The following is a 22,361-nucleotide window of genomic DNA, read 5'->3' as shown; positions in this document are numbered from 1 at the left end:
TTTTTGACGGAACGGACAATGGAGCGCGTGCTTGAATTGGTCAGCTTTGGCTCCTCGGGCTGGGGGGATGAGATTGCATCCGGCGTATTGGTCACAGTCTCGCTGGCACTTGCCACCCTGCCCTTCGGCCTGGCCCTGGGCTTCCTCATCGCGCTCGCGAAGATCTCGGGCGACCGCTACCTCAAGCTCTCGGCCGACATCTTCACCACCATCTTCCGCGGGCTGCCGGAGCTGCTGACACTCTTCCTCGTCTATTACGGCGCGCAGATCGCGCTCCAGCACATGCTCATCTATGTCGGTGTGACGGGAGGCTTCGAGATCAACGCCTTCGTCGCCGGCATGGTCGCGCTCGGCGTCGTCTTCGCGGCTTACGCGAGCGAAGTGTTCGTCGCCGCCTTCACCGCCATCCCGAGAGGGCAATACGAAGGCGCGGCCGCTCTCGGTCTCGGTCGCCGGCAGACGCTCCGGCTGGTGATCCTGCCGCAGCTCATCCGGGTGGCCCTGCCCGGTCTCTCCAATCTGTGGCTGATCCTGCTCAAGGAAACTTCGCTGGTTTCGGTAATCGGCCTGTCGGATCTGCTCCGGCAGTCCAGCATTGCCGCCCGCGTATCCCGCCAGGCGTTCCTGTTCTACCTGATCGCCTGCCTGATCTACCTGGCGCTCGCGATGCTGTCATCCATCGCCTTCAACCGCATCGAGCGCAAGGTCGCCACTCCGGGGATGACGCGATGATCAGCACGCACTACATCCCGCCGCAGCCCGCTCCGCCCGCCGTTCGAGCAAAATGGAAAGGCAAGCGTATTGCCGGGGTGACCGTGCTGTCACTCTGGATTCTGGGCGCGATCGGCCTTGCCGCCTTCCTCATTGCCTCGTGGGATCCGGAACTGGTGCGGCGCTACGGCCCCAACTATCTTTCCGGTCTCTGGATCACCGTCCAGCTGGTCGTTCTGTCGGCGCTTGCGGGCGCCGTGCTTTCGGTGCCCATCGCGGTCGGGCGCAACTCGCACAACAGGATCGCGCAGGCGCTCAGCTACGGCTATGTCTATTTCTTCCGCGGCACGCCGCTGCTGGCGCAGACGTTCCTGATCTACTACGGCCTCGGATCGTTCCGGCCGCAGTTCGAGGCGGTGGGACTTTGGTGGTTCTTCCGCGACGCCTGGTACTGCGCGCTGCTTGCCTTCACGCTCAACACGTCGGCCTATCAGGCCGAGATCCTGCGTGGGGCGATTGCCGCGGTGCCGCGCGGCCAGTGGGAAGCGGCAGCCGCGCTGGGCCTGCCACGCAGCCTGACCATCCGCAAGATCATCCTGCCGCAGGCGATGATCGTCGCGCTGCGCCCCTACGTGAACGAGATCATCCTGCTGCTCAAGGGATCGGCAATCGTCGCGATCATCACCGTGTTCGACCTTATGGGCGAGACGCGGCGCGCCTATGCGCGCACCTTCGATTTCCAGACTTACATCTGGGCCGCCCTGATCTATCTTTCGCTGGTGGAGCTCCTGCGCATGAGCACGGAAAAGATCGAGGCGCGGCTCACGCGCCACCTCAAGCGGTCGTAAGGCAGGTCGAGGCGCGCGACCGCCCTGCCCGGCCCTGCGCAGGAACGGCCGGATCGGATCTGGGCATTCCGGACGGGAGAAAGCCTTCCAGCGGACTGCCCTTCGCAAGTGAAGAATGGAAGAATCAATGGCGAAAGTTGCTTTCATCGGTCTGGGTGTAATGGGCTATCCGATGGCCGCGCACCTCAAGAACCGCGGCGGACACGAGGTTACCGTCTACAACCGGACGCAGGCCAAGGCGGCCAAGTGGGTGGAGGAGCATGGCGGATCGTTTGCCGCCACACCGCGCGAAGCGGCCGAGGGCAAGGACTTCGTGTTCTCCTGCGTTGGCAATGACGACGACCTGCGTGAAGTGACGATCGGCGAGAACGGTGCCTTCCATTCGATGAAGCCGGGGTCGGTCTATATCGACAACACGACGGCCTCTGCCGAGGTGGCGCGGGAACTCGCGGCAGAGGCTGAGAAGCGCGGGTTCCACTTCATCGACGCGCCGGTCTCCGGCGGCCAGTCGGGCGCGGGAAACGGCATCCTCTCGGTCATGTGCGGCGGCGACCCGGAAGCCTTCGAGCGCGCCAAGCCGGTGATCGAATGCTTCGGCCGAACTGTGCGGCTGATGGGCCCCAACGGCAACGGCCAGCTCACCAAGATGGTCAACCAGATCTGCATCGCCGGCCTGGTTCAGGGCCTGTCGGAGGCGCTGCACTTCGCCAAGAAGGCCGGACTCGACATCGACGGGGTGGTCGAGGTGATTTCGGGCGGCGCGGCCGGCTCATGGCAGTTGCAGAACCGGTACAAGACCATGGTCGAAGGCAAGTTCGACTTCGGCTTCGCGGTGGACTGGATGCGCAAGGACCTTGCCATCTGCTTCGAGGAAGCAGCCCGCAACGGCGCCAAGCTGCCCGTCACCAGGATCGTTGACGAATACTACAAGGAAATCCAGGAGATGGGCGGCGGCCGCTGGGACACGTCCTCGCTCATCGCCCGGCTGGACCGGTCGTAGTTCCGGACGAACAGCGGCCGGTACCATGCTGCAGCCGGCCGCTCCCACCCGCGCAATTTTCCGTAACGGGGGCTTGCCCCAGGTCCGCGAAGCCCTTTCTTTCCGCCGACCTCTCTCCCACGCCCTGCAAGACGATCTGGCTCGTTCGCCGGTCCCGCGCGCAGGTCCTCCAGGGAAGCGATGCGAATCTTCGGCCGAGCGTTGCAGCGAAGACGCTTGCACTCGGTCCGCGGCTGTGATGGAAACGAACGGTTCTCCTCCTTTCCGGCAGTCCTCCCATGATATTTGAAGTGTCCGTCCAGATCCTCCTGCTGCTCGCGCTTGCGGGGTTCATCGCCGGCTTCATCGACGCGATCGCAGGTGGCGGCGGCCTCATCACCGTTCCCGCTCTTTTGCTGGCGGGACTGCCGCCGGTCGAGGCTCTGGCGACGAACAAGCTGCAGGGCATGTGCGGATCCGGCTCATCCGTCCTCGCCTACGCATCCAACGGACATGTCGACATCCGCAAGCAGTGGCTGTCGGCGCTGGCTTCGGGGCTCGCTTCGGTGGCGGGGGCGCTGCTCGCCACTGTCCTGCCCGCCGATGTGCTGAACGCCCTGCTGCCGATCCTGCTCATCGGCATCGCGATCTATTTCCTGATCAAGCCAAACATGGGGGACATCGACCGGGCGCAGAGGATGGGCCCCACCCTCTTCGCCCTCACCATCGTGCCGCTGATCGGGTTCTATGACGGCGCTTTCGGCCCCGGAACCGGATCCTTCTTCATGCTGGCCTTCGTCTCGCTGGCCGGATACGGCGTGCTGAAGGCCACCGCTCATACCAAGACACTCAACTTCGCCTCAAACGTCGGTTCGTTCCTCACCTTCGCATTCGTCGGCGCGATCCACTGGAAGATCGGCTTGATCATGGGGGTGGCGCAGTTCGCCGGCGCGCGGCTCGGGGCCATGTTCGCCATGAAAAAGGGCGCGACCCTCATCAAGCCGCTGCTCGTGGTCGTGTGCATTCTGCTGGCGGTGCGGCTGCTGCTCAATCCGGAAAACCCGATCCGGACCTTTATTGGCATATAAGCCGCGCCGCTTCGTAAACTGCCTCTTGTTCAACTATAGCCAAGAGGCCGACATGAAATTGAACGCACCAACCCAGGTCATGTTCTTCGTTGCGCTGGTCATAGCTGTTGTTGCCCTGCTGGCCGCATTCGCCGTCCTGCCGGCCCTGCCGGTACAGCCGTTCTGGATCATGACGGCGGCCTACGTCGTGCTGGCCATCTCGACGATCGTTCCAGGTCTATAGTGAGGAGTGACGTTCTGCGCCGAATGCGCAGGTCCATTCGGTCGCTCAGCCCGATTACGCGTTGCCGCTTCATGTGACGGCGTTGGCCTGCACACGCCGTCGCGCACGCTCCTGAAGCGGAGCCCACCTCCCCGTCTCTTCGGGGAAACCGTGACCGCCTGTGCGGGGACACCGCGACCCCCGGTGTTACCGTCGCGGACGCTGGAGGCCGCGCGATGATATGCGGCAGCCTCGCCTGAGCGCAGGTTCTGGTCAGACGGCCATCCCGCATGTTCTTCATCAAACGGCCCTGTGTCTGGCTACAACAGGCTCATGCCCGAGGCATCGTCGTGCCCCGTGCGTCAAGCCGTTTCGCCCGGCAGGTTCAGCCCATTCCGAAGCCCGGACAACGCAGATTACGGCGACCGGCTCACATTCGCCCGCAAAAAATCAGACAACGGATATCTTCCGCTAACCATCTGGTAACGCTGCCCCTTTATATCTGTGAACACGGCGGCCGATGAAGCCTCCCGCTCCGGATCAGGTCTCGCGTACCGGAGCAGAACGCCCTTCCATCGGCAGGTCGGCGTAAGCGTAAAAGTACATGCGTTCAGCGTAGCGGGGCCGTAAGGCCCCTCTCGCATTTCTGGCCTCGTTTCAACCTTTCGGAGTGATAAGGCCCTGATGTCGAGGCCGATCAGGCGGCTCCCGGGGATGCGGTAGCACCACTAGAGCAATTGTTTGTCGCAGTTCCAGGACCTGCTCTAGTAGGATGCCGCCTCGCCAACGTCTTCGCCTGCGGCTTGAGTCGCATCCACAACATTGGCCGTGTCGCGTCCCACGCCGCGAATCGTATTCGAGCAGCCGGCAATCAGGCCGGCAGCAAGTGCCAGCAAAATGACACGCTTGAACAACATCGAAACTCTCCTTCCGTTCGCTGGTGACGTCACTGGAACGCCGGCAAACGGAAAAGGTTCGCGGTCATTTCATTTCTGCACGATCATCTTCCGCGCCGATGACCGCGCACGCCCCGCGACCATTCATCGGCAGAAAAATCCGCTGGGTCTGACCAATTCATGCCTTCATCTGTCGATAACGGGTTCAACGATCCGGCGGATCGGGTGACACTGTCCAATGATCGAATCCGCAGCAGGTTCGCCCATGAACAAGATTCCGAGTTCCAAGATACGGTTCTGGATGGTGGTCATCCTGGCAGTGCTCACCGCGGCTCCCGCAGGTGCCGACGGCGAAATCCTCCGGATCATCACGCCATCCGACCGTGAGCGGCTGGACAGGCATGAGGCCGTGCGCAACGAGGCTCTCACGGAAGCCCGCGCCGGTGGCGCGCCGGAGGACGTGGCGGTGCTGGAGGCGCTGCTCGCAAAGCCTCACCTCTCCTTTTCGGATGCAGATCTCGCCGGCGAATGGGAATGCCGCACGATCAAGGCCGGCGGACTCGTGCCGCTCGTGGTCTATGGCTGGTTCCGATGCCGCGTGAACGACGACGGAGCGGGCTGGATGCTCGAAAAGCTCAGCGGCTCGCAGCGCACCAAAGGACGCTTCTTCACCGATGGTGACGACAGGCTGATCTATCTCGGCTCCTATTTCGTGGCGGGAGACAAGCCGCCACCCTACGGGGCTGGCGAGGATACGGATCAGACCGGATATGCCTTCCGCACGGGCGAGAACGAATGGCACATCGAATTTCCACTCCCGGCGCGCGAATCAAGGCTCGACATCCTTGAATTCCGACGCACTTCTGCCCCATCTAGGAAAAACGAGCGCTGACAACAGCGGGACAGCCGAAAGAACCACATTGAACATCCATGACAGCTCCATGGCCAGCCACGTGCCGGCGCAGTATTACAAGACGAACAAGCCACGCCGGCTCTCGACCATCGTCGAAGAACTGAGCGCACGAGCCATAGGCCCGGTTTCCGTGCAGCAGATCCGCGACGCGCTCGGCGACCGCAGCTTCTCGACACTTCTCCTTTTCTTCGCAGCGCTGAACCTGCTGCCGCTGCCGCCGGGAACCACACTCGTGCTGGGACTGCCGCTGATGCTCATCTCCATGCAGATGATCACGGGAAAGCGGGCGGTGTGGCTGCCCAGGTTCCTGCTGACAAAATCGCTCACGGCGGAACAGTTCCGCAAGCTTGCCGAGAAGATGCTGCCAAGGCTGCGCCAGCTCGAGGAAATCGTCAGGCCACGCTACTGGCCGTTCAGCAATCCGAAAACAGCGGAACGGGTGATCGGCATCGTGGCCCTCGTGCTCGGTACGCTGGTGACGCTTCCCATTCCCTTCGGCAACTGGTTCCCGGCACTTGCCTGCGCACTGCTCGGCATTGCGCTTTCGGAACGCGACGGACTGATGCTGATTGCCGCCGGCATCACCATTCTCATTTCGTTCGCCGTTCTTGGCGCGGTGTTCGGAACAGCCGGCTTCATGGCGAGCATGTTCTTCCGATAGATCGGCCGCGCAGAGCGCTTCCGCGAGGGCTGCGCCACCCACTCCGCAAAGCAATCGTTCGGATATTGTGGTCCATTTACACAGCCACGCTCAGCCGCCGTGTCCGCTCGGCGGCAGGCACCTCAGACATCATCTCGAAGGTTGCGCGGATATGGTCCGCCACTGCCCGGACCGGCGCCGAGGCTTCCGGCGCCACCAGCATGCCGATGTGGTAGTTCCCCATGGGCGGAAGGCCGTCGTCCTCCGTAAGCTCCACGAGCTCGGGGCCGAGGAACGACTTCGGGAGAGGCGCGATGGCAAGGTCGGCCAGAATTGCCGCCCTCTGGCCGGCGGCATGGGCGCTCATGTAGGCAATGCGGAAGGAACGGTTGGCTTCCGCCAGAGCCTTGAGGGCTGAAGCGCGCCAGGCGCACCCCTCCTCCCAGATCGAGATCGGCAGCGGATCGCGCAGGTGCGCGCAGCCGCCGCGCGCGCCAGCCCAGACGATGGGCTCGCTCAACAGTATCTCCGCCGACGGATCGGTCACGGCGTCGGTGCAGGTGATCAGCGTGATATCGAGCATGCGGGAGGCCATGCGGTGGCGCAGATTGGTCGAAGTGTCGATGATGACATCCACCGCGATCGCGGGATGCGAAATTGCGAAGCGCTTCAGCACATTCGGCAGGATCCGCTCGCCGTAGTCGTCGGGAGATCCCAAGCGCACTGCCCCGCTGATATCCGAGCGCACGAACTTCGATACCGCCTCGCGGTTGAGCGCCAGCAGGCGCCGGGCATAGGTCAGAAGAACCTCGCCGTCGGCCGTCAGCGTCACCGAGCGGGCATCCCGGTTGAAGACCGGCCTGCCGATCGTTTCCTCCAGCTTCTTGATCTGCATGGAGACCGCCGAGGGCGTGCGGAACACCGCAGAGGCGGCCGTCGTGAAGCTGCCGGTCTCGGCAATCGCCACGAAGGTGCGCAGGACATCAAGCTCCAGGAGCGGCATCGGCTGGGCGAACGGCGCGTTCATTTCTAACCTCTTCAATTTCATTGATCTAAAACATCAGATCGTTTCGTTTGATTGAATCTCCATGAACGCGCATAGTCAAGTCCATCCGATGTAACGAAAGGATACAGAGATGCTGGTGGTTCACTTCATCGCGCAGATCATCGAGCGTCACCGGCGTCGGTGGCGGCAACGGCAGACGGAATACCTTCTCGGGAGCCTGCCCCCGGAGGTACGCAAGGACATTGGGTGGCCGACGACAATTCCCTGGCCCACGGAGCAGCCGCGGGGCAAGGAATGCAGGGCGGACTGATCCATGCGCTGCCGACCGGTTCGGTCCGGGGCCTCCACCAAAATGCCCCGGACCGATTTCTCCTGCCGGAGCCGCCAGGTTTCATGGCAGCGTCCTGCCCGGCGGGCCGCACCCGATGGCATGACGGTCTTCCTGAACGTCCACGAAAACCGAGAGTGTGGAACGCTCCGCTCAGTCCGTCTCGCTCCTCAAGCTTCCGCCATACCTGCCAGTGCTGACGTGCCCGTGCGGCCACACAGCCTAAGGCTGCCAGCGCAGCATCCGGTTTTCCCAGATCTTCTCGCCGATCAGACAATCATAGGACGCCTTGGCCTGAACCTTCACGATTTCCGCCCTACGCCGTTCGCGTTCCGGTGGCTGGCCGGCAAGCTCGATGACCAGCTTGCGCCGAACGGCCTCAGGGAATTGCGTCCAGTCGTTGAGGGGAATCGTGAACGAGCCGGGACCGCCCACCACGCATTCCTTGTAGTAAAGATCGAGGTCCTCGACGTCATAACTCGACCGGTAGCCGGAGGACGTCATGAGCGGCAGACCGTTGATGGTGACGCCGGCGTTCAGAAGCCGCTCACGGGCCAGAAGCACGGGACGGCCCTCGTTGTTCGGCCCGTCGCCTGAAATGTCGACCACCCGCCGCAGGCCCGCGAAGGTGCTTTCACCGAAGAGATCGAGCGCGAAGTCCATGGCCGCTGAGATGGAGGTGCGGCGGGCACTGTTGGACGGATTGACCGTCAGCCGCTCAGCCACCGCCTTTGCATCCTCAGCGGAGCCGATGAGCGTCCAGGGCACCACGACGCGCTGTGACAGCGCGCCCGCCCATTCGAAATAGGCAAGAGCAATGCGTCCGTGGACACCGTTCTGTATGGCCCTGATCACGGTGTCGTGTGTCAGCGCTTCCGCATAGCCGCGGCGCTGGATCTCCAGTTCGCCGGGAGACATGGAGAGCGAAACGTCGACCGCCAGGATGAGCTCGACGTCGACAGGCTCCTGCGCCCTCGCCGGCGAGGCCGCCAGCAAAGTGCACAGAATTGCTGCCCTCCAGGCTGCTCGATACGACACCATGCCTGAAATCTGGTGCAAGCTGCGACCTGTGGCAATACGCCACAGCCGCGCACTCTCCGGAAGAGCGATCACTTTTTTGCTACCGCCGTAGCAGTCAATGATGGGAGGGTCAGACCTGGGGCGCCCGGCCGCGGCGCGTTTCGCCGAGACGCCTTCCACACCGGCATAAGAGACGAGAGCCGGCCCGGGGGCTGGGCCCGCCCCCGTTTGCTCGGCACGAAAAAGACCGCCCGCGGAGGCGGGCGGCAAGTGAATGAAGGTCAGAAATCGGAAAAGAGACGAGGAAAAGGACTTATTGCTCGGACGGAGCAGCGGCGGGAGCTTCATCCGCCGCCCCGCGGAGACCGGCAGGCGAGGCCTTGCCGTGCGGGCCAAACTTGCCGTGCGGCGCGAACTTGCCATGCGGACCATGCCAACCGCGATGATGGGCGCGCATGCCGTGGGGACCAAATCCCGGGTGGCGCGGCCCCATGAAGCGATGGGCGCGCTGGAGCTCCTCGGGGCTCAGCTTGCCGTCATCGTTGGTATCCATGAGGGCGAGACGCTTGGCATTCTGCTTCTCGAGCTCCTCGATGGTAACCTTGCCGTCGCCGTCGATGTCCAGCATCCGGGACATGGCGCGGGCACGGCGCTCCAGATCACGCTTCTGGATGTAGGCTGCGAGTTCATCCTGCGACAGCACACCGTCGCCGTCGGTGTCGGCGGACTTCAGCGCGTCAATGCGGCGCTTGGCAAACTCGTCGGGGGAGATGAACCCATCCTTGTTCGCATCCAGCGCCTCAAAGCCGCGCGGCAGGCGCTTCTCGGCGGCAGGTTTGTCGGCGGGCTGCTCAGCGTTTCCCTGCGCCAGCGCGACCGGCCCAGCAACCATCGACAGAGCGACTGCGGACATGAGGATCTTGCGAAGCATATGTGTCTCCAATTCTTTCCGCCGAACCCGGCGGTTTGGCGTCCCTATGGCTGCTGTTGTAGCGGGGCGAACATTACAGCGATGTGGCCAAATCATTACAATTATGTAAGATGCGCCCGGTCAGATGCGCCTTCCGCTACCGGACGCCACCTCGCGGATGCCTTCGTGTTGACACGGAGGCGGCCTATTCGGGGCCATCATCAAGCAGTATTAGAATGAGAGCATATTGATCATGCCCAAGCTTTCCACTCGCATCACCGGCATCATGCCTTCCGGAAAGGACGGTTGGGAGGTCCACTTCGCGGCGCTTGCGCGCAAGCAGGCCGGTGAGCCCATTCTCATGCTGTCGGTGGGCGATCACGATTTCGATACACCGGAGGGTACGGTCGAGGCGGGCGTCGAGGCTCTCCGCAAGGGGCATCACCATTACATCCAGCTTGCTGGCCTGCCGCGTCTGCGCACGGGCCTGGCGAAGCTTTCAACGCAGTGCACGGGTGTGGAGACCGCGCCGGAGGAGATCATCGTCACGCAGGGCGGCCAGGGCGCGCTTTTCGGCGCCTGCCAGGCGCTTCTCGACCAGGGCGACCATGCGATCATCATCGCGCCCTTCTACGCCACCTACCCCGGCACGATCCGCGCCGCCGGCGGAACTTTCACCGAGGTGCTGGCCCTCGCTGAGAACGGTTTCGAGCCGGACCCGAAGGACATCGAGGCCGCTATCCAGCCCAACACGCGGATGCTGCTCATCAATTCGCCAAACAACCCGACCGGCACCGTCTATTCGCGCAAGACCATCGAGGCGATCGCCGATATCGCGAAGCGCCATGACCTGTGGGTGGTGTCCGACGAGGTGTACTGGACGCTTGCCGCGGGCCGTGAGCACATATCGCCGCGCTCCATTTCGGGCATGAAGGAGCGGACGCTGGTGGTGAACTCGCTCTCCAAGAGCCACGGCATGACCGGCTGGCGCCTGGGCTGGCTCACCGCGCCGGAGGAAGTGATCCGCTACCTCACCAACCTCAACATTGTCTCGAGCTACGGCATGGCGGACTTCATCTCCCATGCCGCGGCGGAAGCGGTCGAAAAGGGCCACGGAGTCGAGGAGATCGCCGAGCGCTACAAGGCGCGGCGCAAGATCTTCATGGATGCACTCAAGGGGGCGAACAACATCTCCATTCGCGGGTCCGAGGGCGCAATGTATGTGATGGTCGACGTATCGGCCGTGGAGCCGGACGCGGAAACCTTCGCATGGGGCCTGCTGGAGGCGGAACAGGTGGCCGCCATGCCGGGCACCAGCTTCGGTGAGGCCGCGCAGGGCCACCTGCGCTTTTCCATGTGCCAGGAAGAAGAGGTGCTGAAGGAGGCTGCACAGCGCGTGCGCCGCTTCGCCGAGAATTACGTGAGGCGTCAGAGGGCGGCGGAGTAGCCCGGAGGCCACTCGCCCCGGCCGACGGCTGGGGCGGCCCTCCTATTCTTTCCACGGGCTTGGGCTGGCCCAAGTCCAGGAAGGTGTTTCCCCCGACGTTTGGAGGGAGATTACGCCGGCAACCCTGGGAGCAGATATCCGGCGCCAGTTAGTTGCAGAAGCGCCGGTTTCCTTCCCCCACGCCATTGATCCCCCCACCAGTAAAGATTGCGCAGGATGCCGTGCGCGCCCGCTTCTTCAGCCGAAGCCCTCAGTCGCGCCTGAACAGCGGAAAGCGCGGCGGCTCCGTCACGCAGGTGTAACCGATCCGGCAGGATTGCCCGTCCCTGGTGGAGACCCAGGCATCCTTGGTGTAGAGCCCCATCGGGCAGTGCTGCTGCCCGGAGACATAGCGGTCATAAGTGTATTGGCCGGTGGTCAGAACAATGGCGCCCGCCCGCTGCACCAGAGCTTTTGCCTCCTCGCAGGTCATCTGCCGCACGTCGGGACGGCGCCCCTGTGCCGCAGCCTGCAACGGCGCAAACAGCGTAACCGCCGCGAGGCTCAAGCCCGCAATTCCGAAAAGCCCCTTCTTCATAGCCTTCCGTCGCAAATTCCCACTCATGGACGGTCTCTCCTTCTTGGCTGCCGCGAGGCAGACACCTTGCGATGAAATCCCACGCCCCGACCGACAATTCAATCTTCCATGACGTGAACCCGGCGCCGTTGTTCCAGAGCAATCCGAAGCACGCCCTCGAGGGACGACTTGTCTGCCGGGCCTCGCATACCCATCTAAGAGATTGGACGTGTGCTCCTTCACGCCGGCCCATTGGTTCCCGACCGGAACCATGGACCGGTTGGAACGTTATGCTTCATAGCCGAGTTCCGTTCTTTTTTTGAGGCCAGCACAACCGGAAGCAATGTCAGAGACACCAAGCCTCCTTACTTCCCTCGCTCCCACTGCATTCCATCCGGACAGCATTGCGCTATTCCTCGACTTCGACGGAACTCTCGCTCCAATCGCCGAACATCCCGACGCCGTTGCCGTTCCTCCGAAGACCATGAAGGCCCTGGCGGCCCTGGCGGAGCAGGTGCCACTCGCCATCCTTTCGGGAAGGCCGATCCACGATCTCGACCGCTTCCTTTCGCCGCTCATGCTCCCCGCCGCGGGCGTCCACGGTCTGGAACGGCGCAGCGCCGACGGGACAATCCATCGCGTTCCGATCGCGGACGATGCACTCGAGGCCGTGCGCGAGGCGCTGTCGCCCTTCGTCATGAAAAATCCCGGCCTTCTGCTGGAGCACAAGCCGGGTTCCATAGCGCTTCACTTCCGCAAGCGGCCTGAGCTGGCGGAGGCCTGCGCGGAGTGCGTCCGGGAAGCCACCGCCGCCCACGGGGACGCGCTCACGGTGGTTCCCGGCAAGATGGTGCTCGACATCAAGGCCGGAGCCGCGACCAAGGGCGACGCACTTCGGGCCTTCATGAACGAGGCGCCTTTTGTTGGGCGCAGAGCTTTCTTTGCGGGCGACGACGTGACGGACGAAGCCGCCTTCTCGGCGCTTCAGGCGTCCGACGCGATTACCGTGAAGATCGGGCCCGGTGAAACCGCTGCCCGCTACCGCTGCGCGGGACCGGAGACCTTCGCCGAATGGCTGATGTCACTGGCCCGCACCATGCAATCGCTTGAAAGGGAGAATGAGCTTACTCATGGGAAAAGCAAGGGACGTTGAGCCTCAAGGATATAATCCATGTTTTCGCTTTGAGGAGACGATCCATGCCGGTCCGGAGGAGATCGCTCGATGAGCAGGCTTGTGATCGTCTCCAATCGCGTTGCGGATCTGACCAATACGGCCCAGGCGGGCGGACTTGCCGTGGGCGTGGGCGATTCCCTGCGTCAGCGCGGGGGTGTCTGGCTTGGCTGGGATGGTCAGCGGTTGAAGTATGAGGAACCGCCTGAACCCCGCATCCGGAAAATGGGTCCGGTAAGCCTCGCAACCATTCCCCTCACCCAGCAGGACTACGATGAATATTATCTCGGCTTTTCCAACAGCGTCCTCTGGCCCCTGTTCCACTACCGGCTGGACCTCGTCGACTACAAGTCCGAATTCCTGGAGGGCTACCGGCGCGTGAACGGCAAGTTCGCCGACGCGCTGATGACCATCCTGCAACCCGACGACGTCATCTGGATCCATGACTACCACCTGATCCCGCTGGCGTCGGAACTCAGGCGGCGCGGCTGCACGCAGCGGATGGGTTTCTTCCTGCACATCCCGTTCCCGCCGCCCGAAATCCTTGCCGCCGTGCCCCGGCACAAGTGGCTGGTGGAATGCCTGCTCGATTTCGACGTGATCGGCTTCCAGACCAATACCGACCTCGGCAACCTGCAGCATTACGTGGCCGACCAGCTCGGCTGCGAGATGAGCGGCAACGTGATCCGGACCGGAGAGCGGGAAGTCATTTCCGGCTGCTTCCCCATCGGTATTGATGTGGACGCCTTTTCGCAGATGGCCCAGCGGCCCAACGAGGAAGTACAGATCGAGACCCACCGACGGCGGGTGCTGCGACGCAAACAGATCATCGGCGTCGACCGGCTCGACTATACCAAGGGCCTTCCCGACCGGCTGCGGGCGTTCGAGCGGCTGCTGGAACTCTATCCCGAGCACGTGAAGAACGTGGCGCTGATCCAGATCGCCACGCCGACACGCGAGGAGGTGGAAGCCTACGCCGACATCCGCCGCGAACTCGAAGCCCTTTCCGGCGCCATTAACGGCCGCTATGCCGACTTCAACTGGACGCCGGTGCGCTACATGTACCGCACCGTGCCGCGCGACGCGCTGGCCGCCCTGTTCCGCGTGAGCCAGGTTGGATTCGTAACGCCACTGCGCGACGGCATGAACCTGGTCGCAAAGGAATATGTGGCGGCGCAGTCGATGGACGATCCGGGCGTGCTGGTGCTCTCGAAATTCGCAGGCGCCGCTGAAGAACTGCGTGAAGCCCTGATCGTAAACCCCTACGATAGCGACGACATGGCGCGCGCGTTGAACAGGGCGCTGACGATGTCGCTCGAAGAGCGTCAGGAGCGGCAGCAGGCGTTGATCGATCGCATTCGCGAGAAGGACGCCAACTGGTGGCTCAAGAGCTTCATGGACGCGCTAGAGAACCGGAACCCGGTGCCGGCCTAAGCGGCTGTCTCTCTCTATCCAAGACCCATCCGTGGAAGGGCTGCGCGAGCCCTTCCTTTCTTTCGTGACGGATGGCCGAATGAGGGCCGGGACCGGCCGCGAGCCGGTCCCGGCGCCGCGAGCCCCTGTCAGGACTTGTCCTTCTTGTCGGGCAAATGCTTGTGGCTCGTGGACGCAAGCTCCTCCAGCTCCTTCTTCGTCATTGATTTTTCCATTTCCTTCGAGGCGCCCTTCAGCTTCTTCTTCGGAATCTCGCCACGCTTGGCAGCCAATGCTGCCCCGGCGGCCTTCTGCTGCGACTGGGATCGTGCGGGCATGGTGTCATTCTCCTTTTCCTGTGCCCTCCAATCGCCGCGACAGACCAATGTTCCAAAGAGATCACTGGCGATCATTTCGCCAGCGGAACAGTCGAGCTGTCCGCGGATTGGGTCCGCAGATCCATTCCCGCCGAAAGGAGCCATCGATGAGCGAAACGACCCTGCCGCCCCAGCACCAGGATCACCAGCCGGGAAACGAGCATGAGATGCGTCCGAGGCCTGAATTCCACCCGCGCCACCCCGGATCCGGACGGCTCAAGGACAGGATCGCCGTCATCACGGGCGGCGACTCCGGCATCGGACGCGCAACGGCAGTGCTGTTCGCCCGCGAGGGCGCAAAGGTTGCCTTTCTCTACAAGGAGGAACGGGAAGACGCACTGGAAACGGAACGCCTCGTCCAGGAGGAAGGCGCGGATGTATGGTCCATGGCCGGAGACATCGGCGAGCCGGAAGTCGCCGAACGCTTCATCGCCGGGGTGGTCGAACGCTGGAGCCGGATCGACGTGCTGGTCAACAATGCCGGCGAGCAACACTACCAGGAGACGCTGACGGACATTACCGACGAACAGCTGGAGCGGACCTACCGGACCAATGTTTTCGGGACGTTCTACGTCACCCGTGCCGCCCTGCCCCACATGAGCAAGGGCTCGTCCATCATCTGCACCACCTCGGTGACGGCCTACAAGGGTCAGGAGGTGCTGATGGACTATGCGACAACGAAGGGAGCGATCCTCGCCTTCGTGCGGGCGCTGTCCGGCAATCTCGCCTCACGCGGCATCAGGGTCAACGGCGTGGCGCCGGGGCCGATCTGGACGCCGCTCATTCCGGCGTCCTTCCCGGCCGAACACGTTGCCTCCTTCGGCGCAGACGTGCCGCTCGGCCGCCCGGGCCAGCCGAACGAAGTAGCGCCCGCGATGCTGTTCCTGGCCTGTGAGGATTCCTCCTACATGACCGGGCAGGTGCTGCATCCCAACGGCGGAACGTTGCTGGGCGGCTAAAGGGCCACGAAGCGCACAGCCGCTCGGATCCGCCTGTCGGGGATCGCGGCTCCGGACGGAAAACCGGGACCCACTTTTCGAGGAACCGCTTTTAACGGATACGCACGTTCACGAAGCGGGTGTCGCCGTTGGGAGAGACAATCAGGAGATAGGCGTTGCGACGTCCCTGGTTCTTGAGATCATTGATCAGGTCAAGGGCCTCGCCGGGGCTGGAAACCGACTGCTGATCTACCTCGGCGATGACATCGCCCACCGTGATGCCCTGCTCGGCAGCCGAAGAGCCCGCCTCCACCTTTGCAATCACGACGCCGGTCACGTCTTCGGACAGGCCGAATTCAGCGCGCGTCTCGTCGTTGATTTCGCGGATTTCCATGCCGAGTACGGTCACGGATGTGAGCTGCTCTTCCGTGTCGCCGGACTGATCGTCCGACGAATCGCTGGTCTTCGCCTCGCTTTCCTCGAGCTGTCCTAGAACGACCGTGACGGTCATCGGCTGCCCGTCGCGGAGGATCTCGACCGTCACCTCCTCGCCTGCCGGGCTGTCGGCGACGACGCGGCTCAGGTGGCGGACATCCCTGATTTCCTTTCCATTGAAGCGAAGAATTACGTCGCCCGCCGCAAGGGCGCCGCCATCGGCGGGCCCGCCCTTCTCGATGCCGCTGATGAGCGCCCCGGCGGCCCGCTCGAGGCCGAGACTTTCAGCGATCTCGTCGGTGACGGACTGGATGCGCACGCCCAACCAGCCGCGCCGCGTCTCGCCGAACTCGCGCAACTGTCCCGCCACGTGCTGGGCAAGGTTGGACGGAATGGCGAAGCCGATGCCGATCGACCCGCCGCTCGGAGAGACGATGGCCGTGTTGATGCCGATCACCTCGCCCTTCATGTTGAACAGCGGACCGCCGGAGTTGCCGCGATTGATGGCGGCATCGGTCTGGATGTAGTCATCATAGGGGCCGGAACCGATCTGGCGGTTCTGGGCGGACACGATGCCGATCGAGACGGAACCGCCAAAGCCGAAGGGGTTGCCGATCGCCAGAACCCAGTCGCCAATCTTCATCTGGTCGGAGTCGCCGAAGGGAACTGCCACCAGCTTCTTGCCCGACGGGTCCACCTTCAGGACGGCGAGGTCCGTCTTGGTGTCCACGCCGACCAGCTCCGCGGTGCGCTTCGAGCCGTCATGGAAATTGATGACGATCTCATCCGCGTCGGCGATCACGTGGTTGTTGGTGACGATGATGCCCTCTTCCGCGTCGATGATGAAACCGGAGCCGAGCGAAGAGCCCGGTCCCGGAATGCGCGGCTGGCGGTCGCCATCGCCGAAAAACTCCTCGAAATACTGCTCGAACGGGGATCCCTCCGGCACGCGGGGCCTTGGCACCCTGCCCTGGCCGCGACGCTGGGCCTTCTGGGTGGTCGAAATGTTGACGACGGCCGGAAGCAGGCGCTCGGCCAGCGCGGACACAGACTGCGGGCCGGCAGGGGTGACGGTCTGCTGCTGCTGCGACGGAGCGGCCCGCTGCGCCAGAGCCGGACACGACACCGCCACGACCACCGCGGCAACCATGGCGATTGCACAGTTGCTGGAACGCGACTTGAAGCACTTGGTCGTCAGCATGTGGCAACTCCGTTGAGCGACAAACCCGAAGTATCGGCGCAAACTGCGTCAGCGCAAGGATAAATCGCAATGATAAAGCGGGGATGACTCCCGCGCCAGAAGGAACGGGAGCCATGCGCCGTGCATGAACATTACACGGGAAATGCGGAAAAACATGAGGCCGTGATGGCGAAAATCAACCGCGCACGAGCCAAACGATGAAAACGCCGAGCGCCATCACCGTCAGGCCGACATAGCGCATCACGTTTTCGGGCATGCGCAGGATGTCGATCGCCATGCGCTTCACCAAACCCGGAAGGCCCCCGTAAAGGAGGCCTTCCAGAACCAGAACAAGTCCAACTGCGGTGAGAAAGTCGTTCACGGACGAACGCCCCTCTCGCGCCTGACCGAGGCGGACAGCATCGCCATCCTTTACTGCTGCGGCGCCTGGGCCGGAGCCGCGGTGCCGCCCTGCGGCTGCGGTATCAGAAGCCCTTCCGGCGTCCTGAAGTAGCGGAAGAACTCGCTGTCCGGGCTCAGGAGCATGGTGGTGCCGCTCGGATCCAGCGCCTGGCGGTAGGCCGACATGGACCGATAGAACTCGAAGAAGTCCGGATCGCGCTGGAAGGCATCGGCGAAGATGGCGTTGCGCTCGGCTTCACCCTGACCGCGGATGATCTCCGATTCACGCTGCGCGGCAGCCAGGATCTCCACCACCTCGCGGTCGGCACGGGCGCGGATGCGGGCGGCAGCCTCACGGCCGCGGGCACGCAGGCGCTCGGCCTCAGCCAGACGCTCGGCCTTCATGCGCTCGTAGGTCTGCTGAGAGACTTCCGCGGTGAGGTCCGTGCGGCGGATGCGGACGTCGACGATCTTGATGCCAAGCGTCGCCGCGTCGGGCCGGAGCTGGTCGGCCACCTCGCGCATCATCGACGCACGCTCCTCCGACAGGGCCGCCTCGAAACCGCGCAGACCGTAGACCCGGCGCAGGGCCGCGTCGAGACGGGTGCGCAGGCGCTGCTCGGCTAGCTGCAGACTGCCGGAGACCGTCTGACGGAACAGGCGCGGATCGTCGATCGCATAGGCGACGAAGGCGTCCACCTCGTAGAACTTGCCGCCCGAGACCTGGACGCGGATGTCATCCAGATCAAAGCGGAGAATGCGCTTCTCGATGATCTGGACATTATCGGCGCCCACGAAGGAGAACGGCAGCTTGAAGTAGAGGCCCGGCTCGCGGATCACGCGGACGATCTCACCGAAGCGGAGAACGATCGCCTGCTGGCGCTCGTTGATCACGAACACCGAGGACCAGGCCAGGAACAGGACCACGAAGAGCGCGATCAGAAAAGCTGGAAGACGATTGCTCATCAGTTATTTCCCCCAGTGCTCTGCGCTCCGCCGGCCTGACCGTTGGCGCGCGGCTGCTGCGCGGGTGGGTTGCGCCGCAGTTCGTTCAACGGCAGGTACGGGACCACTCCGGGCGTTCCCTCGTCCATGATCACCTTGTTCGAGCCCTTCAGAACTTCCTCCATCGTCTCGATGTAGAGACGCTTGCGGGTGACTTCCGGCGCCTTCGCGTATTCCTCGTAGACCGAGATGAAGCGCTGCGCCTCACCCTGCGCCTCCAGAACGATGCGGCTCTGGTAAGCGGCAGCGGCTTCGCGGATCTGAGCCGCCTCGCCACGGGCCTGGCCGAGTTTTTGGTTGGAGTACTGGTTGGCTTCCTCGACGAAACGGTCCTCGTCCTGCTCGGCACGCTGCACCTCGTCGAACGCGTCGGCCACTTCGCGCGGCGGCGCAGCGTCCTCGATCGAGATGGCATTGATGGTCAGGCCCGCACCGTAGTTGTTGAGGGCCGTCTGGACCGTGGCGCGGACGTCATCGGCGATGCCCTGACGGTCATCGCGGAAGATGTCCTGGGCCGGACGACGGCCAACGACCTCACGCATGGCGCTTTCAGCGACCTGCCGCAGCATGCCGTCCGGATCGTCCACATTGAAGAGATAGGCAATGGGGTCGTCCACCTGATAGGCGACCGAGAACTTGACCGAGACCAGGTTCTGGTCGCCGGTCAACATCAGGCCGGAGGTGGAGCCGCCACGCGCCTCGCCGATCTCGATCAGGCGCTCGGCAATGGTTGCCTCCTCGACGGTCTCGATCGGCCACCAGTGGAAATGCAGGCCCGGTTCGGACAGTTCAGGCTTTGGCTTGCCGAAAAGCATCTCCACGGCAACCCGGTCAGGCTGCACAGTGTAGATGGCCTTGAACAGCCACAGAACAATCACGGCCAGGACAACCAGGCCGAGCATCGCGGGGCTGAAGCCGCCGCCCCCGGGCAAGGCCTGTTTCAGCCGGTCCTGCCCGCGGCGAATGATTTCTTCCAGATCAGGAGGTGTTCCCTGCGGCCCAGAAGGGCCCCTTGGCCCCTGATCCCAGGGACCGCCTCCACCGCTTCCGCCGCCCCACGGGCCGCCACTTTGATTATTCCAAGGCATTCAGCTTCCTTTATTGCCAGGGCAGTGCGCCCTCCCGACGTTGAGCATGAGGCCTTTATAGGAAGCCGGAGGCCCGCTTTCAACGCGGCGAAGGACGCGAAAGCCGTTTAAGGACAAGATTCTCGCTCTTCAGCCTCGTATCCCGCATGAGGCGGAGGATAACGCGAAGCCCTCCCGCGAAATGCTGTGACCTGCAATTCCTTGCAGAGCGGCGGAAAAGGGAACCTCAGGACACTCGGGTTCCCGCGACGGGCCGGGCTGTTCTAACGCTCGTAGATCACGTAGCGGGTGGGAAAATCGTCCTTCTCGCCGGCGGGGACGCGCTCCTCGTGGACCGGCTTCCACTCCGGCCCTATCTCCGGAAAGACCGTATCGCCCTCAACCTCCGCCTCGACATGGGTGACGTGCAGGCGGTCGGCTTGCGGTATGGCCTGACGGTAGATCTCGCCGCCGCCGATGATGAAGACATCCCCCTCTCCCGCGAGCGCGCGGGCGCGTTCGAGCGCCTCATCGAGGGAGCTTGCCACCTCGGCGCCGGGAGCCGTGAAATCCGGCTGCCGGGTGATGACGATGTTCTGACGTCCGGGCAGCGGGCGGCCGAGGCTTTCCCACGTCTTGCGCCCCATGATGATCGGGCGCCCCATGGTGATCGACTTGAACCGTTTCAGGTCCGAGGACAGGCGCCAAGGCATGTCTCCATCGCGTCCGATCACGCCATTGCGTGCCGCTGCGACTACCAGGGCGATGGCCATATTTCCCGTCCCTTCCCGAACTTCAAGCGTCAAACCGCGATGGGCGCGCGGATGGTCGGGTCCGCGACATAGTTTTCGAGGCGGAAGTCCTCGTAGCTGAAATCCTCGAGCGCGCGGACCTCGGGATTGATCCACATGCGCGGCAAGGGCTTCGGCGTGCGGGTCAATTGCTCGCGCGCCTGGTCGAAATGGTTGAGGTAGAGATGCGCGTCACCCAGCGTGTGGATGAACTCGCCCGGCTGCAGGCCCGTCACCTGCGCCATCATCATCGTGAGCAGCGCGTAAGACGCGATGTTGAAAGGCACGCCGAGGAAGATGTCTGCCGAACGCTGGTAAAGCTGGCAGGAGAGCTTTCCATTGGCCACGTGGAACTGGAACAGGCAGTGGCACGGCGGAAGGGCCATCTCATCCACCTGCGCCGGATTCCAGGCGGTCACGACATGACGCCGCGAGTTAGGATTTTCGCGCAAACTCTTGACAACATTGGCGATCTGATCGATTGAGCGACCATCTGGCGCAGGCCAGGACCGCCACTGCGCCCCGTAGACGGGACCGAGTTCGCCGTTCTCGTCCGCCCATTCGTCCCAGATGGTGACACCGTTCTCGTTCAGGTAACGGATATTGGTGTCGCCCTTCAGGAACCACAGGAGCTCGTGAATGATCGACTTCAGGTGCAGCTTCTTAGTGGTCAGGACCGGAAAGCCCTCGGACAGATCGAAGCGCATCTGGTAACCGAAGATGCCGCGCGTGCCCACGCCGGTGCGGTCAGGCCGGTCGACTCCATTCTCGAGAACATGCGAGAGAAGGTCCAGATATTGGCGCATCGAAGCGTGCTCCCGTCTGATCATGCAGCTTCCGAATGAACGGTCGCGGCGGTCCGGCCACACGCATGCGAGGCAGTCCCGTTATCCCCCAGAGGGTCCGAACCGCCCGACACTGACTCGCACTCCAGGATGGATGTCCGGTGCCCACCGTTCAAGGGACCGCTCTGTAGCCCGGAGACGCGTCAGTTCGCAAACCGGAAAACGCCCCCGTCCCCAGCAATCTTCCACCGTACCCGAGCTGACAGGTGGAACGGCCCGACGGGCGGGCCGCAATCCATGCGCTACCGGGCCGGATCAGGCCAGCGCGTCGAGCTTTCCCAGTTCCTTGGCGACGAGGTAGTAGAAGGTCACGCGATCCTTGGTCCTGTCGCCCGACATCGCCTGGCAGACCTTCTCGATGGCTGCGTCGGCCTTGGCGTCGTCCGTCACGCCGAGCTTCTTCTTGCACCAGCTCTCCCGGACGCGTTCCAGCTCCGCCGGATCCGAACACGACACGAGGGCCGAGTCACGATTGCGGAGGGCAATGCCCAAATGCTTCACAATGCTGGACACCACCGCTTCCTTCGCCGAAGCGTCGTATTTCTGCACATCAGCGAGATAATCTGCCATGCAAGCCTCCCATTGACAGATGGAACAAGAGCTTCGCCCTGACTTGAAGGTTCCCCACCGACGTAGACATGTCAATCGAAATCGGGCTTATCCCCCGCTGGCTCTCCCTGCTCCCGGCGGCGCGCAAGGATCATCAAACTCCCCTCTTCCATTGCGAAGAGGACACCCCTATATATGCGGCGTCAGCCTCGAGCTGACTATGGCGATAAATGGACGATGGATTAAGCCTATCGGACCCGGGGGCAGGACCCGGCGCCTCCACCACAAACCGCCGGCGGCACGCCAAGGGCGGCTTGTGATGGGGGCGAAACAGGATCGACGAGGGTGTAAAGATCGTACTTTCGCCCGGTATGGTACCGCCGTTATCGGACCGAACACTATAGTTGCCAACGACAACTATGCGGAGGCTCGTCTCGCTGCTTAATGCAGCGCGACTGCTTCAAATCAAGTCCTGAGGGTTCGCTCCTTTAGGCGGGGTTCGGAGGTACCTGGCAACAGAAACCTCCACCTTCCTTTCCTTGCCTTTTCTTTCCTTTCTTTCCTTTCCCATCACCTTCCCACACGGCAGTCGGTACGCGCGACCGCTTTGCCTGTCTGGAGCGCTTGCGCGGCCGTCGTGCACG

25 protein-coding genes and 1 other RNA gene are annotated in these 22,361 nt (G+C 63.3%); 13 read left to right on the top strand and 13 right to left on the bottom strand.

From position 1 onward, the window contains the following. Positions 1-18: 18 nt before the first annotated feature. The 5 genes from ABD906_RS03245 to ABD906_RS03225 all read left to right on the top strand — a co-directional run bounded on the left by ABD906_RS03245 (position 19) and on the right by ABD906_RS03225 (position 3,849). Entirely contained in the window at positions 19-732 is a 714-nt protein-coding gene (locus ABD906_RS03245; RefSeq protein WP_345098180.1) for an ABC transporter permease, read from the top strand. Further along, positions 729-1,559 carry an ABC transporter permease gene (locus ABD906_RS03240; RefSeq protein ID WP_345098179.1) on the top strand — a complete coding sequence of 277 codons (831 nt, stop codon included), beginning with the start codon at positions 729-731 and terminating at the stop codon, positions 1,557-1,559. The genes ABD906_RS03245 and ABD906_RS03240 overlap by 4 nt, the downstream gene beginning before the upstream one ends. A 127-nt stretch (positions 1,560-1,686) precedes the next feature. Further along, a complete protein-coding gene (locus ABD906_RS03235) occupies positions 1,687-2,559 on the top strand; it encodes an NAD(P)-dependent oxidoreductase (RefSeq protein WP_345098178.1) in 873 nt (290 codons plus the stop codon). A 278-nt stretch (positions 2,560-2,837) separates the two neighbouring features. Then, the gene (locus ABD906_RS03230; RefSeq protein ID WP_378188826.1) at positions 2,838-3,626 is read left to right on the top strand and encodes a TSUP family transporter; all 789 of its coding nucleotides are present in this window, start codon (positions 2,838-2,840) and stop codon (positions 3,624-3,626) included. Between the two features lie 52 nt (positions 3,627-3,678). Then, entirely contained in the window at positions 3,679-3,849 is a 171-nt protein-coding gene (locus ABD906_RS03225; protein ID WP_345098177.1) for a hypothetical protein, read from the top strand. Between the two features lie 743 nt (positions 3,850-4,592). Here the strand turns inward: ABD906_RS03225 and ABD906_RS03220 are convergent. Beyond that, positions 4,593-4,745 carry an entericidin domain-containing protein gene (locus ABD906_RS03220; RefSeq protein WP_345098176.1) on the bottom strand — a complete coding sequence of 51 codons (153 nt, stop codon included), beginning with the start codon at positions 4,743-4,745 and terminating at the stop codon, positions 4,593-4,595. Between the two features lie 280 nt (positions 4,746-5,025). On the opposite strand from ABD906_RS03220, the gene ABD906_RS03215 reads away from it, so the two are divergent. Together ABD906_RS03215 and ABD906_RS03210 are read left to right on the top strand one after the other, a co-directional pair. Continuing rightward, positions 5,026-5,616, top strand: coding sequence for a DUF4893 domain-containing protein (locus tag ABD906_RS03215; protein ID WP_345098297.1), 591 nt, complete (start codon positions 5,026-5,028; stop codon positions 5,614-5,616). 28 nt (positions 5,617-5,644) lie between these two features. Then, positions 5,645-6,298, top strand: coding sequence for an exopolysaccharide biosynthesis protein (locus ABD906_RS03210; RefSeq protein WP_345098175.1), 654 nt, complete (start codon positions 5,645-5,647; stop codon positions 6,296-6,298). A gap of 76 nt (positions 6,299-6,374) precedes the next feature. Here ABD906_RS03210 and ABD906_RS03205 read toward each other — a convergent pair whose 3' ends face one another. After that, entirely contained in the window at positions 6,375-7,304 is a 930-nt protein-coding gene (locus ABD906_RS03205) for a LysR family transcriptional regulator (RefSeq protein WP_345098174.1), read from the bottom strand. A 109-nt stretch (positions 7,305-7,413) separates the two neighbouring features. Between ABD906_RS03205 and ABD906_RS03200 the strand changes: the two genes are divergently transcribed. Next, positions 7,414-7,593, top strand: a complete 180-nt coding sequence (locus ABD906_RS03200) for a hypothetical protein (RefSeq protein ID WP_345098173.1) — start codon at positions 7,414-7,416, stop codon at positions 7,591-7,593. Between the two features lie 240 nt (positions 7,594-7,833). Here ABD906_RS03200 and ABD906_RS03195 read toward each other — a convergent pair whose 3' ends face one another. Both ABD906_RS03195 and ABD906_RS03190 read right to left on the bottom strand, forming a co-directional pair. After that, complete coding sequence (locus ABD906_RS03195; RefSeq protein WP_345098172.1) at positions 7,834-8,652, bottom strand: DUF1194 domain-containing protein; 819 nt, start codon at positions 8,650-8,652, stop codon at positions 7,834-7,836. A 292-nt stretch (positions 8,653-8,944) separates the two neighbouring features. Next, positions 8,945-9,562: an EF-hand domain-containing protein gene (locus ABD906_RS03190; RefSeq protein ID WP_345098171.1), complete on the bottom strand. Its 618-nt coding sequence runs from the start codon at positions 9,560-9,562 to the stop codon at positions 8,945-8,947. Between the two features lie 232 nt (positions 9,563-9,794). Here ABD906_RS03190 and ABD906_RS03185 point away from each other — a divergent pair, with 232 nt between their 5' ends. Then, a complete protein-coding gene (locus ABD906_RS03185; protein WP_345098170.1) occupies positions 9,795-10,988 on the top strand; it encodes a pyridoxal phosphate-dependent aminotransferase in 1,194 nt (397 codons plus the stop codon). A gap of 250 nt (positions 10,989-11,238) precedes the next feature. Here the strand turns inward: ABD906_RS03185 and ABD906_RS03180 are convergent, their stop codons facing one another. After that, on the bottom strand, positions 11,239-11,565 hold the full coding sequence (locus ABD906_RS03180) for a hypothetical protein (protein WP_345098169.1): 327 nt from the start codon (positions 11,563-11,565) through the stop codon (positions 11,239-11,241). Between the two features lie 322 nt (positions 11,566-11,887). Here ABD906_RS03180 and otsB point away from each other — a divergent pair, with 322 nt between their 5' ends. Both otsB and otsA read left to right on the top strand, forming a co-directional pair. Beyond that, positions 11,888-12,697 (top strand): trehalose-phosphatase, encoded by an 810-nt coding sequence (gene otsB, locus ABD906_RS03175; RefSeq protein WP_345098168.1) that lies wholly within the window; start codon positions 11,888-11,890, stop codon positions 12,695-12,697. Positions 12,698-12,766: 69 nt separating this feature from the next. Then, a complete protein-coding gene (otsA, locus tag ABD906_RS03170) occupies positions 12,767-14,149 on the top strand; it encodes an alpha,alpha-trehalose-phosphate synthase (UDP-forming) (RefSeq protein ID WP_345098167.1) in 1,383 nt (460 codons plus the stop codon). A gap of 128 nt (positions 14,150-14,277) precedes the next feature. On the opposite strand, the gene ABD906_RS03165 is transcribed toward otsA, so the two are convergent. Then, positions 14,278-14,466, bottom strand: coding sequence for a DUF3008 family protein (locus ABD906_RS03165; RefSeq protein ID WP_345098166.1), 189 nt, complete (start codon positions 14,464-14,466; stop codon positions 14,278-14,280). 146 nt (positions 14,467-14,612) lie between these two features. Here ABD906_RS03165 and ABD906_RS03160 point away from each other — a divergent pair, with 146 nt between their 5' ends. Continuing rightward, on the top strand, positions 14,613-15,464 hold the full coding sequence (locus ABD906_RS03160) for an SDR family oxidoreductase (protein WP_345098165.1): 852 nt from the start codon (positions 14,613-14,615) through the stop codon (positions 15,462-15,464). A gap of 91 nt (positions 15,465-15,555) precedes the next feature. On the opposite strand, the gene ABD906_RS03155 is transcribed toward ABD906_RS03160, so the two are convergent. The 7 genes from ABD906_RS03155 to ABD906_RS03125 form a co-directional block, all read right to left on the bottom strand. Next, positions 15,556-17,028 carry a DegQ family serine endoprotease gene (locus tag ABD906_RS03155; protein WP_378188871.1) on the bottom strand — a complete coding sequence of 491 codons (1,473 nt, stop codon included), beginning with the start codon at positions 17,026-17,028 and terminating at the stop codon, positions 15,556-15,558. 226 nt (positions 17,029-17,254) lie between these two features. Beyond that, positions 17,255-17,440, bottom strand: a complete 186-nt coding sequence (locus ABD906_RS03150; RefSeq protein ID WP_345098163.1) for a DUF2065 family protein — start codon at positions 17,438-17,440, stop codon at positions 17,255-17,257. 50 nt (positions 17,441-17,490) lie between these two features. Continuing rightward, entirely contained in the window at positions 17,491-18,426 is a 936-nt protein-coding gene (gene hflC, locus ABD906_RS03145; RefSeq protein WP_345098162.1) for a protease modulator HflC, read from the bottom strand. After that, the gene (gene hflK / locus ABD906_RS03140; RefSeq protein WP_345098161.1) at positions 18,426-19,553 is read right to left on the bottom strand and encodes an FtsH protease activity modulator HflK; all 1,128 of its coding nucleotides are present in this window, start codon (positions 19,551-19,553) and stop codon (positions 18,426-18,428) included. The genes hflC and hflK overlap by 1 nt, the downstream gene beginning before the upstream one ends. Positions 19,554-19,816: 263 nt before the next feature. Continuing rightward, a complete protein-coding gene (locus tag ABD906_RS03135; protein WP_345098160.1) occupies positions 19,817-20,305 on the bottom strand; it encodes a dihydrofolate reductase in 489 nt (162 codons plus the stop codon). A 29-nt stretch (positions 20,306-20,334) separates the two neighbouring features. Then, complete coding sequence (locus ABD906_RS03130; RefSeq protein ID WP_345098296.1) at positions 20,335-21,129, bottom strand: thymidylate synthase; 795 nt, start codon at positions 21,127-21,129, stop codon at positions 20,335-20,337. Positions 21,130-21,423: 294 nt separating this feature from the next. Beyond that, the gene (locus ABD906_RS03125; protein WP_345098159.1) at positions 21,424-21,738 is read right to left on the bottom strand and encodes a DUF2853 family protein; all 315 of its coding nucleotides are present in this window, start codon (positions 21,736-21,738) and stop codon (positions 21,424-21,426) included. A gap of 142 nt (positions 21,739-21,880) precedes the next feature. Between ABD906_RS03125 and ssrA the strand changes: the two genes are divergently transcribed. Further along, positions 21,881-22,247: a transfer-messenger RNA gene (gene ssrA, locus ABD906_RS03120) on the top strand. Positions 22,248-22,361: the final 114 nt, after the last annotated feature.

Origin of the sequence: Chelativorans composti (genome assembly GCF_039541695.1) — a bacterium.
Classification (GTDB): domain Bacteria; phylum Pseudomonadota; class Alphaproteobacteria; order Rhizobiales; family Rhizobiaceae; genus Chelativorans; species Chelativorans composti.
The sequence above is the reverse complement of the archived record's forward strand: the minus strand, read 5'-3'. Positions and strand labels throughout refer to the sequence as shown.